At 59.8% G+C, this 14,712-nt stretch carries 13 protein-coding genes and 1 tRNA gene; 10 read left to right on the top strand and 4 right to left on the bottom strand.

Annotated features, from left to right (window positions below):
• Positions 1 to 28: 28 nt before the first annotated feature.
• A complete protein-coding gene (locus tag RDK48_RS03260) occupies positions 29 to 1,777 on the top strand; it encodes a dipeptidase (protein ID WP_298997901.1) in 1,749 nt (582 codons plus the stop codon).
• Positions 1,778 to 1,794: 17 nt separating this feature from the next.
• Entirely contained in the window at positions 1,795 to 3,279 is a 1,485-nt protein-coding gene (locus RDK48_RS03255) for an L-serine ammonia-lyase (RefSeq protein WP_298997903.1), read from the top strand.
• 149 nt (positions 3,280 to 3,428) lie between these two features.
• Here RDK48_RS03255 and RDK48_RS03250 read toward each other — a convergent pair.
• The 4 genes from RDK48_RS03250 to RDK48_RS03235 all read right to left on the bottom strand — a co-directional run bounded on the left by RDK48_RS03250 (position 3,429) and on the right by RDK48_RS03235 (position 6,188).
• Positions 3,429 to 3,518, bottom strand: a tRNA-Ser gene (locus tag RDK48_RS03250).
• Positions 3,519 to 3,650: 132 nt separating this feature from the next.
• On the bottom strand, positions 3,651 to 3,926 hold the full coding sequence (locus tag RDK48_RS03245; RefSeq protein ID WP_022659096.1) for an HU family DNA-binding protein: 276 nt from the start codon (positions 3,924 to 3,926) through the stop codon (positions 3,651 to 3,653).
• A 349-nt stretch (positions 3,927 to 4,275) separates the two neighbouring features.
• Positions 4,276 to 5,118, bottom strand: a complete 843-nt coding sequence (gene murI / locus RDK48_RS03240) for a glutamate racemase (protein WP_298997908.1) — start codon at positions 5,116 to 5,118, stop codon at positions 4,276 to 4,278.
• 149 nt (positions 5,119 to 5,267) lie between these two features.
• Entirely contained in the window at positions 5,268 to 6,188 is a 921-nt protein-coding gene (locus RDK48_RS03235; RefSeq protein WP_298997910.1) for a sulfite exporter TauE/SafE family protein, read from the bottom strand.
• A 290-nt stretch (positions 6,189 to 6,478) separates the two neighbouring features.
• Between RDK48_RS03235 and hisH the strand changes: the two genes are divergently transcribed.
• From hisH to RDK48_RS03195, 8 genes are all read left to right on the top strand, one after another.
• Positions 6,479 to 7,117, top strand: a complete 639-nt coding sequence (hisH, locus tag RDK48_RS03230; protein WP_240823335.1) for an imidazole glycerol phosphate synthase subunit HisH — start codon at positions 6,479 to 6,481, stop codon at positions 7,115 to 7,117.
• Positions 7,107 to 7,886, top strand: coding sequence for an imidazole glycerol phosphate synthase subunit HisF (gene hisF / locus RDK48_RS03225; RefSeq protein ID WP_298997913.1), 780 nt, complete (start codon positions 7,107 to 7,109; stop codon positions 7,884 to 7,886). The genes hisH and hisF overlap by 11 nt, the downstream gene beginning before the upstream one ends.
• A 49-nt stretch (positions 7,887 to 7,935) precedes the next feature.
• On the top strand, positions 7,936 to 8,817 hold the full coding sequence (locus RDK48_RS03220) for a PP-loop family protein (protein ID WP_298997915.1): 882 nt from the start codon (positions 7,936 to 7,938) through the stop codon (positions 8,815 to 8,817).
• Between the two features lie 395 nt (positions 8,818 to 9,212).
• Entirely contained in the window at positions 9,213 to 9,605 is a 393-nt protein-coding gene (locus tag RDK48_RS03215) for a zinc ribbon domain-containing protein (RefSeq protein ID WP_298997917.1), read from the top strand.
• Positions 9,606 to 9,612: 7 nt separating this feature from the next.
• Positions 9,613 to 10,929 (top strand): adenylosuccinate lyase, encoded by a 1,317-nt coding sequence (purB, locus tag RDK48_RS03210; RefSeq protein WP_298997919.1) that lies wholly within the window; start codon positions 9,613 to 9,615, stop codon positions 10,927 to 10,929.
• Between the two features lie 9 nt (positions 10,930 to 10,938).
• On the top strand, positions 10,939 to 11,520 hold the full coding sequence (gene pyrE / locus RDK48_RS03205; protein ID WP_374042246.1) for an orotate phosphoribosyltransferase: 582 nt from the start codon (positions 10,939 to 10,941) through the stop codon (positions 11,518 to 11,520).
• A 136-nt stretch (positions 11,521 to 11,656) separates the two neighbouring features.
• The gene (locus tag RDK48_RS03200; RefSeq protein WP_298997921.1) at positions 11,657 to 13,789 is read left to right on the top strand and encodes a L,D-transpeptidase family protein; all 2,133 of its coding nucleotides are present in this window, start codon (positions 11,657 to 11,659) and stop codon (positions 13,787 to 13,789) included.
• Between the two features lie 139 nt (positions 13,790 to 13,928).
• Entirely contained in the window at positions 13,929 to 14,705 is a 777-nt protein-coding gene (locus RDK48_RS03195) for a hypothetical protein (protein WP_298997923.1), read from the top strand.
• Positions 14,706 to 14,712: the final 7 nt, after the last annotated feature.

Raw genomic sequence — 14,712 nt, 5'->3', positions numbered from 1 at the left:
TTACGGTCTGATTTTTTATGGAGGTTCCATGAAGCGGCTGATCGTCTTATGCTGTGTTTCTCTGGCCCTGCTGCTGCCCCAGGCAGCCCTTGCCTGCACTACCTTTATTGTTACCAGGGGGGCCAGCGCAGACGGCTCCGTGATGGTAAGCCATTCTGACGACAACGACCTCAACGACCAGTCCATTGTGTATGTTCCCGCCCGTGACTGGCCGGAAGGCGCGCAGCGCCCTGTGTACGATTCCGCCGTGGCGGTGAAGGAAAATCCCGCCACCAATACCTTTCTTGTTCCCCGCCTTTCAGACCCCAAGCGCGCGCCGGGTTATAACCACCCGGATACGCCGCGCACGATTGCCATCGGTTTTATCCCGCAGGTGCGGCACACCTTTGCCTATCTTGACGGCAACTACGCCATCATGAACGAGCATGGCCTCATGTTTGGCGAATGCACGGATGGGGCGCACAATACCTGCACGGCAGAGCCGGGCAAGCGCATTTTCTATTCGTCCGAGCTGGCGCGCGTGGCGCTGGAACGCTGCAAAACCGCCCGCGAGGCCATTGAGCTGATGGGCGCGCTCATTGAGCAGTATGGCTACTACGGGACGGGCGAAACCCTGCCCGTGGCCGACACAAACGAAGCATGGGTTATGGAAATGGCTCCCTCCCCGGCGGGTACCGGCGGGCTGTGGGTGGCCCAGCGCGTGCCGGACGGTCAGTTTTTTGTGGCGGCCAATGAATTTCGCATCCGCGACATCACGCCCGGCAACCCTGACCAGATGTACGGCAAAAGCCTGTTTGCCACGGTAGACAAGTACAACATGCGCAGCCCCAAGGATGCGTCCAAGCCTCTGGACTGGCTGACCACCGTGAGCGATGGCGAATACAACCATCCGTATTACTCGCTGCGGCGCGTGTGGCGGGCGCTCTCTCTGGCGGCACCCTCGCTGAAACTGCCCGCCTGGGTGGAAAGCGGCGCAACACGCGCCTATCCCTTTTCCGTCAAGCCGGACAAGCTGCTGAGCCTGAACGACATCAAGCGCATGCACCGCGACCACTACGAGGGAACGGAATTCGACCTTACCAAGGGCGTTGCGGCGGGGCCGTTTGGCAATCCCAACCGCATTATCGGTCCCAAGGACCCCAGCGGCGACGTAAGCCCAACCACCAAGCTTGAAGGCGCGTGGGAACGGCCCATGGGCATGTATTATGTGGGCTACACAACCATTGCCCAGTATCGGCCCGATGTGCCGGAACCGCTGGCGCTGGTGTGCTGGGTTGCGCTCGCTCCGGCGGCGGAATCTGTCTTTGTGCCGCTGGCGGTCGCCCCCATGCCCGCAGGCTACGAACAAGGCGACACCCGCCGCTTTGCCAATGATTCCGCATGGTGGGCCTATTCCCTGGTGAGCGATTACGCCAACATCCGTTACGACCTGATTTCTCAGGAGATTCAGACCAGAGCTGCCAGCATGGAAGCCGCCTTTGCCGCCCGCGTAGCCGCGCTGCAAAAGGAACTGGCCCCCAAGGCGGCATCATCCCCGGCGCAGGCGCAGGCTGCCTTTGCCAAGGCCCTGCGGACGCAGGCGGAGGGAGCGTTGCGCGACTGGCGGGAATTTTTCCCCCAACTGGTGGCGCGGCACTGTCAGGGTTTTCTCAACAGCCCGGACAAAATGGCCCAGAACATCGGCTATCCCGATGCATGGCTGCCCCGTACCAACTATTCCACCGGCCCGGTTTCGTACCAAAAGCCCCGGCAGTCGGCTTCGCAATCTGCCAGATAACTCAGGAGGATGCATGTATGTACTGTAATCGTCGGCGTTTCCTGCAATCAATGGCTGTGACGGGCGCGGGCCTGTGCCTGCCCTCGCTCACGTGGGCAGGCTTTGACCCTCTGTGGAAGCCTGGCTCCGTGTGCGCCAATCCCATTGATGTGACTGTGTTCGAGATGTTCAAGATCGGCCCTGGCCCTTCCAGTTCGCACACCATTGCGCCCATGTCGGCGGGCAATGACTTTATCCATCTGTGCGCCCAGTTGCCGCAGGAGCAGCTTGCCCAGGCGGACGCCGTCAAGGTGCACCTGTACGGCAGCCTCTCGGCCACGGGCAAGGGGCACGGCACTGACCGCGCCGTGGCGGCGGGCCTGCTCGGGCAAAAGCCCGATGAATGCAAGGCCGAATTTCTGGACAATCTTTTTGTAAAGCCGGACGACACCCGCACAGTGGTGCTTGGCCCGGCCCGGATTCCGCTCAAGGATTCGGACGTGATCTTTGAGCAGGGCACCATCGAGGCTCCGTTCAGCAACGTGCTGATCATCGAGTTGCTGGGCAAGGGCAAGCAGCTTGCCTCGCGCGAATACTATTCCGTGGGCGGCGGATTTTTGCAGTGGAAGGGCTGGAAGGCTCCGGACAAAGGCAAGCCCGTGCATGCATTTGATTCCATGAACGGCCTGCTTGAAATCGTGAAGACCACGGGCAAGAGCATCCCGCTCATTATGCTTGAAAATGAAATGGCCATCACCGGGCAGTCGGAACAGAACATCCGGCAGGGCGCGCAGCGCATCATCCACGTGATGGACAGTTGTGCCGTTACGGGCCTTGGGCTGGAAGGCAAGCTCAAGGGGCCGTTTGGTCTGGAGCGCCGGGCCAAGCTCATGCTGGAGCAGGCCGCCAGCTCGCCGGAGCCAGCCGATGCCTTTGCGGCGCGGCTGTCGGCCTACGGGCAGGCCGGGTCGGAAGAAAACGCCATGGGGCACCCCATTGTGACAGCGCCCACGGCGGGTTCGGCAGGGGTTATGCCTGCGGTGGTGCACATGCTCATCAAGGAGCGCGGCAAAACAGAGGCCGACCTTGTGGACGGCCTGCTGGTGGCCTCCATGGTGGGGACGCTTATCAAGCGGCACGCCAGTGTGGCGGGCGCGGATGTGGGCTGTCAGGGCGAGATCGGTTCCGCCTCAAGCATGGCGGCTGCCATGCTGTCGCAGGTCATGGGCGAAACACCCGACGTGGTGGAAAATGCAGCGGAATTTGCGCTGGAGCACCATCTGGGCATGACCTGCGACCCTGTGGGCGGCTATGTGCAGATTCCCTGTATTTCGCGCAATGCCATGAGCTCCGTGAAGTCGTGGAACGCCTGGATGATGGCCCGCACCGGGCAGGGCACCAAGCACCCTGTGGGGCTTGATCTCTGCATCCGCACCATGAACCAGACAGGCCGCGACATGAAGGACGACTACCGCGAAACCGCGCGCGGCGGGCTGGCATTGTTCTATACGCAGGGGTGCTAGAAAATTTAAATGCCTTTTGCCCTAGCGCAGATGGTGGAGTAACTGCTTGGCTAATGCGTGTGGGCTGCATGCTCAGCATTTTTTTGACAACCAAACAAAAAGCGGCTGAAATCCTGTGGGATTCCAGCCGCTTTATAAGCTTCTCAAACTGGCGGAGGGGGAGGGATTTGAACCCCCGGAAGGCTCACACCTTCAACGGTTTTCAAGACCGCCGCGATCAACCGCTCTGCCACCCCTCCGCAGGGGTGTTTTCTCCGGCTTTATGCAGAGGCGGCCAAAATGCCGCGTACATGGCAGGAGAAAATATCGACGGCGCGATTACCCTGTGTGAAGGCAATAGCGCCGCCGAAAAAATTGTGCTGCTACGCCACTTACTTAATGGCGTCTTTCAGGCCCTTGCCGGGCGTGAACTTGGCAACCTTGCTGGCAGGAATGGTGATTTCCTTGCCGGTGCGGGGGTTGCGACCCTTGCGGGCGGCGCGCTCAACCACCTTGAAGCTGCCGAAACCGGTAAAGGTCACGGATTCGCCAGAGGCCAGGGCTTCGCGCAGCGAGGCCACCACGGCGTCAAGAGCTTCTTCGGCTTTGGCCTTGGTGGGCAGGCCGGCTTTGGCATGGATCTTTTCTACGAGCTCAGCTTTGGTCATGATGCTACTCCATAAAGGATTTCGGTTATTCCCTGCAAGCCGGATCGGGTCGACATGCCAGAAGTCTGGTGCCTGAGCCCGATTCGCCGCACTCAAAAGAAACAGCCGCAAAAAAGCCGCCAAGGCTTTTTCACGTCATGGGGGAATCGTAAGCAAAACCGCTTCTGCTGCGGTCAGAACTTTTGTTTCCTTACGTTAGGGGCGGTTTCCTGTCAACGAAAAAGCGCAGAATCCCGCGTCTGCTCTAGCTTTTCACGAAAAACCGTTTGGGCAAACAGGCTCGGTGCAAGAGTCTGCCCCTTACTGGAATTTTTTTATCTGCCCGAAATATAATGATTAAAAAATACTGTTACAGATCAACCAGGCAAACTTCGGCATCGCCGAGGTTTCGGCCCAGAAAGAGGCTGCCTGTCCGGGCAAAGCGGGCGGCATTGTCAGTGGTCAAAAAGCGGTAGTGCGCGCCGCTATCCGCAGATCGCAGCAGGTTGGTGGCCCTCAGTTCGTCAGCCACGCACTGTGCCGTGGTGGCGGCAGAATCCACTATCCGCACCTGTGGCCCCACCACGTTTTGCAATGCCTCCTGCAACAGTGGAAAGTGCGTGCAGCCAAGCAGCAGGGTGTCTGGTTCCAGATTCCCGGTGGGGGCGGCTCCCTCAAGCGGAAAAATATCAGCCAGATAGCGCCTTGCAACGCCTTCCACAATAGGGCCGTTCATCCAGCCTTCTTCGGCAAGGGGCACAAAGAGGGTGCAGGCACGCCCGGTCACAACGGCGTCAGGCCGAATGCGGGCAATGGCCTTTTGGTATGCGCCGCCGGAGATGGTGGCCTCTGTCGCCACTACAACTATATGACCGTTGGCGCTGGCTGCGGCGGCCGCCTGCGCGCCGGGATCCACCACGCCCATGACCGGCAGCGGGGCAAACTGCTCCCGCACTGCGGAAAGCGCCGCAGAGGTTGCCGTGTTGCAGGCAATAACGAGCATTTTAACGCCCATGTCCACCAGCTTTTGAGCGGCCTTGAGCGTATAGCGCGTGATGGTGTCGCGCCCCTTGGTGCCGTAGGGCAGGCGGGCGGTGTCGCCAAGATAGAGCAGATCTTCGTCGGGCAGACATTCTGCAAGGGCCTTGAAAACCGTGAGGCCGCCCATGCCGGAATCAAACAGGCCAATGGGCAACCGGGAAGAATCATTCATTGCAATTTCCTTTACAGTGCCGCGCGCGATACTGCAAAACGCGCGCCGTGGGGGCTTTGCTGCCCGCCCAAAACAGGCGAAGCGCCTCCGGCGCTGCCCTGTGGCAGGTCGAAAGCGCTCCGGCCAGAAAAACTCGGGCGGCAGCGGCGCTAGAAACCTTGGCCCAAATAGCGCACGGCTGTAAAGAGCAAAACTGCGGTCAAAAGGGCCTTCAAGGCAATGGAAGGCACAAACTTCTGGCAACGCGCCCCGGCATACATGCCGCACATGCCGCCAAGGCCCACCAGAACGCCCATGCGCCAGTCGGGCGCAACGGCCATATCCGGGTAAAAGGGCGCGAGCAGGGCGTAAAATGACACGCCCGCCACGGATGTTACAAATGTGGCAAAGAGCGTGGAGCCTGCAACAACATAGACAGGCAGCCCGAAAAACGAAACCAGAAACGGCGCCATGATGGCCCCGCCGCCGATGCCGTAGATGCCGCCCACAAGGCCCACCACAAGGCTCAGCAGTATAAGCGCCCGGGTGGCGACAACATACTTGGTTTCCTGAAACACAAAGGCCACTTCCTTCATGTTCCAGTAGAGCACGTGACAGCACATGAGCCTGCCGTTTTTGTCCTCGCAGGTGGGCATGTTCTCTTTCTTTTCCTTGCGCGACCACAGCGAGGCCCTGCCTTGCCATGTGGTCATGGCCATGCGCCCGCCGATGTACAGCAGCACAAGGCCTGCAAAGATTTTAAAGCTCTGGGGATTGGGCAGCAGATTGATGCGCACGATGGCCCCGATAAACACGCCAGGCAATGTGCCCAGGGCAATGGTAACGGCCAGCGGCCACACAAGCCGCCCCTCGTGCCAGTAGCGCCATACGCCCGAGGGGCAGGCCAGCACGTTAAAGAACTGGTTGGTGGCGCTGACGCTGGGGTTGGTATAGCCCAGAACGCTCATCTGAAACGGCAGCAGCAAAAAAGCGCCCGAGATGCCGCCCATGGATGTGAAAAAAGAGATGCCAAGAGCCACCGCAAAAGGAACAAAAGGATTGCACTCAATGCCTGCAGTGGGAAAATACATGCTGGCCTCCTGCGCAAATGGCGTGATAAATGCCGTAAAATATTAAAAAAATTTTTTGCATGGGAAGTTCTAATGTTCACGGTTTCTATAATAATCGTGAACATTGAAATTGTCACGTCATTCCGCAAAAGGTTTGCCGCCGCCGCTTGCCAGTGCGCTGATTTTTCCTGCGATGCCGGGGCATCATGCCAGCCTGCGCGTTGCCTGCGCAGCGGCAAAAAGGTATGATCCACCTTTCAAAGCCACCAGCCGCCAATCCCCCCACGGCAACAACAAGCAGAGGATGCACCATGCTGGCCATTCTGGACTACAAGGCAGGCAATCAGACGAGCGTGCGCCGCGCCCTTGAACATTTGGGAATACCTTGCGCCATCACGGCGGACCCCGCAACACTGGAGCGCGCCCACGGCATCATTTTTCCCGGTGTGGGCGCTGCCGGGCAGGCCATGCGCGCCCTGCACCCCACGGGCCTTGACGTGCTGCTGCGCGAGGCCGTCAAGCGCGGCCAACCCCTGCTGGGCATCTGTCTGGGCTGCCAGATTCTGCTTGACCGCAGTGAAGAAAACGACACCACAACCCTTGGCATCGTGCCGGGACTTTGCCGCCGTTTTGAAGACAACATGCGCGAAGAGGACGGCACCCCCGCGCCCATCCCGCACATGGGCTGGAACAGCCTGAAAGTATCCGCCCCCTGCCCCCTGCTCGCGGGCGTTGCCCCCACAGCGGAATTCTATTTTGTGCATAGCTATTATGTGGAGCCGGACCCCACTTTTGTGATCGCCACCACCACCTACGGCAAAGAATTCTGCTCCGTATACGGGCGCGACGGCCTGTGGGCCACCCAGTTCCACCCCGAAAAAAGCGGGCGTCCGGGGCTGACAATTCTGCGCAACTTCTACGACTACTGCGAGGCGCGTCATGCTCAGTAAGCGAGTGATTCCCTGCCTGGATGTGCGCAACGGGCGGCTGACCAAGGGCGTCAAATTTGTGGGCAACGAAGACATCGGCGATCCGGTTGAAACCGCACGGCGGTATTATGAGGAAGGCGCGGACGAAATCGTGTTCTACGACATCACGGCCTCTGCCGAGGCGCGCGGTATCTTTATTGATGTAGTGGAGCACGTGGCGGAGCAGATTTTCATTCCCTTTTCTGTTGGCGGCGGCATTTCCAGCGTGGCAGACATGCGCGCGGTGCTGCTGGCCGGGGCGGAAAAGGTTTCGGTCAATTCGGCGGCGGTCAAGGATCCGCACATCATCAGCGATGGCGCGGATGCCTTCGGCTCCCAGGCTATCGTGGTGGGCATGGACGTGCTGGCTGTTCCGGTAAGCGCAGAAATTCCCTCCGGCTACGAAATCGTCATCCACGGCGGTCGTAAACGCATGGGGCTGGACGCCATTGCCTGGGCGCGCCGCTGCCAGGAGCTGGGCGCTGGCGAACTCTGCGTCAATTCCATTGATGCGGATGGCACCAAGGACGGCTACGAACTCAAGCTGACCCGCGCCATAGTCGATGCCGTGTCCATCCCTGTAATCGCTTCCGGCGGAGCGGGCGAACCGCGTCACATGCTTGAGGCTGTTACCGAGGGCAGGGCCTCCGCTGCGCTGATCGCGTCCATTGTTCACTATGGGCAGTATTCCATCCGGCAGTGCAAGGAATATATGGCCGGGCACGGGGCCAAGGTGCGCATGACCTGGTAGGCTTCGCCCCAGTTTTGTGCGGCCTTTTGTTGCACCAAGAGTAGAAGATATGAGTAAAAATCCTTTCCGTGCGGATCAGGTTCCATCTGCGCTTGCCACTGTGCTGCGCGATCTGCCCCGCGTGGCGGTGGCTTTTTCCGGCGGGCTGGACAGTCGTTTTTTATGTCACACGGCCCTGTTATGCGGTTGCGACGTGCTGGGCGTGCATGTTTACGGCCCGCACATTCCCCCGCAGGAAAGCGCCGGTGCCGCAGCCTGGGCGAGTGAGCGCGGCCTGCGCCTGCATACGGCGCGGTTTGATCCTCTTGCCTTGGCGGAGGTGGAGACCAACAGCCCCCAACGCTGCTACGGCTGCAAAACCGGGCTTGTGGCTCTGTTGCGTGGCGAGCTTGCTCCCATGGCGGAAGCTCATGACCGCGTGCTCTGCGATGGCACCAATGCGGATGATTTGCAGGCCTACAGACCGGGCTTGCGTGCACTTGAAGAAGGTCGCGTGCGTTCCCCCCTGGCCGAAGCCGGGCTGACCAAGGCGCAAGTGCGCGAGGCTGCCCGATCCACTGGGCTGGACAGGCCGTGGCAGCGCGCACGGCCCTGCCTGCTGACGCGGCTGGCCTATGGCATGAGGCCCGAGGCCGACACGCTGACGCGTCTGGCAGCGGCGGAGGCCGATCTTGCAGAATTGGGAGCAACCGCCCCCGCACAAGGGGAGTCGCAATGTGTTGTGCTGGAGGAGGGCAGCGTGGGCGCGCTGGGGGATTTTCGTCTGCGGCTCACGCCGGAGCCTGTGTTGCAGGCTGAAAAACTGCCGGAAGACCTGCTCCCGGAATTGCGGAACACCCTGATCCGTCATGGTTTCTGGCCGTGCGGACTGGAGGCTGGCGGTAATATCAGCGGCTTTTACGATGCGGGCAACCGCACCGGAAGGCACTAGGCGAGGCAGATATTTTTCCGCCTGCGGTCAGTGTTTTCGACCCGGAATGTGGCTCGGGGCTGGACTTTGCCGATCAAAGAGCATATGAATACCCACTTATATTAACGGGGCTTGCCCCTGGAGGGAATCATGGCACATAAGAAAATTGAGCGTAAGAAAGAACTGGATCGCCGCCGTAAGCGCCGTGAAGAGCGTCTGAAGCAGCGCGTGCGCGAAGCCAAGGCTGCCAAGGCCTAAGCTTCGGACACGGGAAACCGGCGTTCCGACGGCTGCGAATTGACGCGCCGTCACATATGGTGCTCGGCCCGGCTGCCTCTTGGCAGCCGCGCGGGGCGCAAACAAGCAGCAGCGGTCAGCGCGGCAGCATGCCGTGTCATGGCCTTTTTAGTGTTACCATGCCTATCTACGAATATCAGTGCCCCAAGTGTCAGCATACGTTTGAGGAATGGGTCAAGGTATCGGAATCCCACGGGCAGGAACCCTGCCCCGAGTGCGGTGAGCCTTCGCCCCGCATCATGTCGCACACATCGTTCGTCCTCAAGGGCGGCGGCTGGTATGTGAGCGACTACGGCTACCGCAAGGGCGTCACGGAAGAAGGCGGCTCAACGGCCTCCTCCGGTACCTCCGGCGGTTCCTCTGCCCCCGCTTCCAGCGGTACGGCAGGCGAAAAAGCCTCCGCATCTGCATCCGATTCTGGAAACAGCGCCGCCAAGGCGGCCTCCGCCCCTACGCCAACCACAGGGTCCGCAGCGTCGGCACCCACCAAAGCCGCCAGCTCGGCTTCATGAGGCAGCCATGATTGATCGCTACACCCGTCAGGAAATGGGCCGTATCTGGACCCTTGAGAACCGCTATCAGGCATGGCTTGATGTGGAAGTTGCCGTTTGCCGGGCCTGGAGCGACATGGGCCGCATCCCAGCCGCCGCGGTGGAAAATATTCAGGCCAAGGCTTCCATTGATGTGGACCGCATCCTGGCTATCGAAGAAGTGACCCGCCACGACGTCATCGCTTTTTTGACCTCGCTTGAAGAAAAAGTTGGCGCGGAAGACGCGCGCTACATCCATCTGGGCTGTACCTCCTCCGATATCGTGGATACGGCCAACGCCCTTCTGCTCATGCAGGCCGGGCGTCTGATCCTCAAGGACATCCGCGAGCTCCTGACCGCCATTGAAAGTCTGGCCCGCCGGCACAAGGGTGTGCTGTGCATGGGCCGCACCCACGGCATCCACGCGGAACCCACCAGCTTTGGACTCAAAATGGCCGGATTCTACGCCGAGTTTGAGCGGCACCTTGCCCGGGTTGGGGCCGGGATTGAAAGCGTGCGCGTGGGCAAAATTTCTGGCGCGGTGGGCACCTATGCATTTTTGTCGCCCGAGCTTGAGCAGCGCGCCCTGAGCTATCTTGAGCTTGAGGTTGATCCACACTCCACCCAGATCATTCAGCGCGACCGTTACGCCCACTTCTTCACCTCGCTTGCCGTACTGGCTGGCGGCGTGGAGCGCCTGTGCGTTGAATTGCGCCACCTGCAACGCACGGAAGTGCTTGAGGTGGAAGAAGGCTTTGCCAAGGGGCAGAAGGGTTCGTCGGCCATGCCGCACAAAAAGAACCCCATTTCGGCAGAAAACATGAGCGGTCTTTCGCGCCTTTTGCGCACCAACGCTCTTGCCTCGCTGGAAAATCAGGCCCTGTGGCATGAGCGCGACATCAGCCATTCTTCAGTGGAGCGAGTCATCATGCCCGATTCCACCATCCTGGCCGACTACGTGCTGACCCGCCTCACCAAGCTGCTTGAAGGTCTGGTGGTCAAGCCCGAGCGCATGCGTGAAAATATGGAGCGTTCTTACGGCCTGTATTTTTCGCAGCGTGTGCTGACGGCTCTTATTGCCACCGGGCTTCCGCGTCAGCAGGCTTATGAAGCCGTGCAGCGCCTTGCCATGCAGAGCTGGGAAAGCCGCACGCCCTTCCCCGATCTGGTGCGCAACGATGCCGACATGAGCGGGCGGCTGGGCGCAGCTGCGCTGGCCGAGCTTTTTGACCCTTCGTACTATCTGCAACACGAAGATGAAATTTTTGCCCGGGTGTTCAAGAACGCTGCGGCCAACAAGGCGTAAGGATCTGTCATGCAAATTCTTTCTTCTGAAGAACTGCTGGCGCTCAAGCGCCGCCTTGCCCGCCTGCTGGTAGAAAAATCATACCGTGAGGGAGATTTTGTGCTGGCATCAGGACGCAGAAGCGATTATTATTTTGATTGCCGCGTCACGGCGCTCCATGCCGAAGGATCGTGGCTTATTGGAACACTGTTCAACCACATGCTCCGCGAGATGGATATCAAGGGTGTGGGCGGCATGACCATGGGCGCTGACCCTCTGGTTGCAGCCACCACGGTCATCTCTCACGAACAGGGCAGACCGTTGAACGGCCTTTTGGTCCGCAAGGAAGCCAAGGGGCACGGCACAGGGCAGTTTGTTGAAGGGCTGGGTAATTTCTGCGCGGGCGACCGCGTGGCAATGCTTGAAGACGTTGTTACCACCGGCGGTTCTCTGCTGAAGGCCTGCGATCGTATTGCTGATGCTGGCCTGTCCATTGTGGCGGTTTGCGCCATTCTGGATCGGGAGGAAGGTGGCCGGGAAAAGCTCCGTGAGGCGGGATATGACCTGCTTGCGCTCTTTACCCGTGCGGAATTGGTGGACCTTGCGCGTTAAGGTCCCCACCGGCCCGCGCGCCTTGCCCCTGGCATTGACGCAATGCTTGATGGGTTCTGCGGCCAGTTCCATTGTCAGGCCTTTGGTCAGTTGTCTGGCCAATTGCCTTGTCAGATGCATGGCCTCGGGGCTGCTGATGGCCTTTGGCATTGGTTGTCCCCTCGCCGCTCCACATCTGGCGCAGGCCGAAGAATGGCAAGCCTCTCTGTACAACGAGGGGCTTCCTACGCATTTGGTGGCTGTGGACAAAAAACGTCAGACCTTCATGTTTTTTGAGAAGAAAAGCCCCCTCAAGCTCAAATACACCTTTCCCTGCACCACAGGCCAGTTGCCCGGCGACAAGCAGGCGCTCAACGATCTGCGTACGCCTGAAGGCATCTACTTTGTGGAATACAAAATTGCCAGCGGGCTGGATTTCAAGGAATACGGCGGCATTGCCTATACCCTGAATTATCCCAACCCCGTGGATCGTCTGCGCGGCAAAACCGGCCACGGCATCTGGATTCACAGCAAGGGGTTTGGTATTGAACCGCTTTCCACACGTGGCTGCGTGGCCATTGGGCTTAAGGAAATCGACGAGGTCGGGCCGCAGCTGACGCCCGGTACGGCAGTGGTTCTGGCCGAAAATATGGACGAGACCGCCCAGCCCCGGCCCGACAGCAGCACCGCCAACGAACTGCGCCGCCTGATGCAGAACTGGAGCACCGCCTGGGCCTCCCGTTCGGTCAAGATGTTTGATTACTATAATCCCGATGCCTATTCCAAGGCTATGACGGAAAATTTTACGGCCTTTCGGCAGAACAAGGAGCGTCTGTTCAAGTCGCTCCAGTTCATCAAGATTTTCAATCGCAAGATCAATGTGCTGGAAGGGCCGGGGTATTGGGTGACCTGGTCAGAGCAGCTCTATACGGCATCCAATCTTTCCACAGAAGGTGTGCGCCGTTTGTACTGGCAGCGCGGTAACGACCAGAAGTTCCGCATTGTTGGAATGGAATGGACACCGCGCGATCTGGGTATGCGCGCCGATTTCCAGAAAGGCCAGCTTGTGGCCGAAGCGCCTTTGCAGCAGGTCAGCGATGCTTCTTCCGAAGCGCCGCAGCGCCCCCGGCTGGATATGCCAGAGGCCGCGCCTGAAAAGACGGAGGGCACGGCCCTCGCCGCGCCGCAGCCCTCGCAGGACAAAGCCGCTACCGCCAGGGCTGGTCAGGGCGACAAGCTCATGGCGGCCAATGATCCCCTGGTGCCCCGCCGCAGCAGTGCAACACCCCCGGCAGAAGTAAACTGGGGCGCGCGCCCGGCAATGGAAGAAGCGGCCCGCAGCGAAGCGGAATCCGCCCCCAAGGCCACACCAGTCAAGCCTGCCGATCAGGCGGTAAAGTCCGCAGAAGCCCAGCAGGCTGTTAACTTGCCTGCACCGACATCTGTTCAGGCTCCCATCGCAGCTCCGGCACAAGCCAACGCTCCCGTGGCAGCGGCAGCCCAGCAGCTGACCCTCACACCGGAAGTTCGCGCCGCTCTGGAAAAGGCCGTGCAGGCCTGGAATGCGGATTTTTCCGCGCGTTCGACCAACATCGCCTCTCTTTACGATCAGGCCAAGTACAACCGCGAAGCCGGAACCCCTCGGGGATATTCCTACAGTTCGACCATGCGCGAATTTGATCGCCGCTTTGCGGTGCCGTGGCTGCGTCTTATAAGCCGCAAGCCCAAGTTGGAGATCCAGGGTTCACTGGCTGTGAGCCATTGCGAACAGCTTGTAGTGGCCCCCAACGGCATGGAGCAGGGTGTGCGTTCCTTCTGGTGGAGCCGGGACGACAAGGGTGATTTCCGCATTGTTGCTTCGCAGTTCAAGCCAGAAGAACTTGGCCTTGCTGCGGATTATCTGGATCAGGTCAGCGACGCCGCCAGCGCTATGGTTGAAAAATGGCGCAAGGCCTGGGAAGCTGGACGTCTGGACGAGTACATTGAATACTATGCGGACGATGCCATCCAGCAGGGGCGTTGGGGCGCAAAGAACATTCAGAAGCAGAAGGAACTGCTCTGGCAGCGTGTGCAGCCCACTCTGGTTCAGATCACGGGCCTGCGGCTGGTGGCTGACAAGCAGGGCCTGCGCGCCGACATGAATCAGGTCTACGCCGACAGCTCCGGTCACACTGACCGGGGCACCAAGACCATTTTGCTGCGCTTTGACGGCAAGGGCTGGCGTATCGCCCGCGAAGACTGGGCACCTCTTGGCGCGCCTGTTGCGCCCATTGGAGAGGCCGGTCAATAGGGACTTCTGCCGTTTTGCCTCATTGGACAGGGGGCAAAGGCTGGTCAAACAGTTTGCCCGGTTTTATGGCGAGGTATCATAACAAGGTGTTGTGTGCGGCCATCCCGAAATTTCAAACGCCAAAGTTCGTGAGGACCGTTTGAAGTACCGCGAAAATCTCAGCATAATCCTGATGCGGGATAACGGCCCCAGGCGCAGCTTTCGAGTGCGCAGGGGGCGGTTTGTGGGAGTCCTTGGGGTTATGGCCTGTCTGCCTGTTGCGTGCGCTGTTCTGGGCTGGCTGTGCTGGACTTTGTGGCAGCAGAACGTGCAGTTGCGGGACAATGTGCTGCGCTTTGAAAGCGATTCGCAGACGGCGCAGGCCAATGCAGAGCGGCTGGAACACCTTGAAGAACTGTTGCGCGAAGAAAATATTCCAGGCCGGGAGCTTGTGCTGCGCAGACTCAGCACAGGCGGCGCAGCTGCGGAGGCACCTGGTGAAGGCCCCGCAATTACAGGCGGGGCTGCGGCCGAAAAGCCTCAGGGCGGGGCCAGCGATGCGGCCCGCACCACCGAAGGGCCGGGGCATGAGGACTTTCCCTCCATTGACCTTGATTACGTCAAGGTAGGGAATGTGCAAGTGCGTGAAATACGAGGCGGCAAACTGCGCGTCGCACTGGATTTGCGCAATGCCGACAACCAGAAGATACTTTCGGGTGTAGTTAGCGGCACATTGCTGACAGCCGATGGCAAAAAATATTCCCTGCGCTTTGAGCCCGAAGATGTGGGCAGTTTTCGTATCAGTCGGTTCAAGCGCGCCGTCATGGTTGCTTCTGCCGAGCACCCCATGAGCCTCACCAACGCCCAGGTCATTCTTGAAGTGCGAAGCCAGGAAAATGGCGTTGTGTTCCGCAATATCTACGCAGTTGAGCATTAAAGTGATT

Source organism: uncultured Desulfovibrio sp. (assembly GCF_902477725.1).
Classification (GTDB): Bacteria; Desulfobacterota; Desulfovibrionia; order Desulfovibrionales; family Desulfovibrionaceae; genus Desulfovibrio.
Note: the sequence above shows the minus strand (reverse complement) of the source record. Positions and strands in the feature narration are given on the sequence as shown.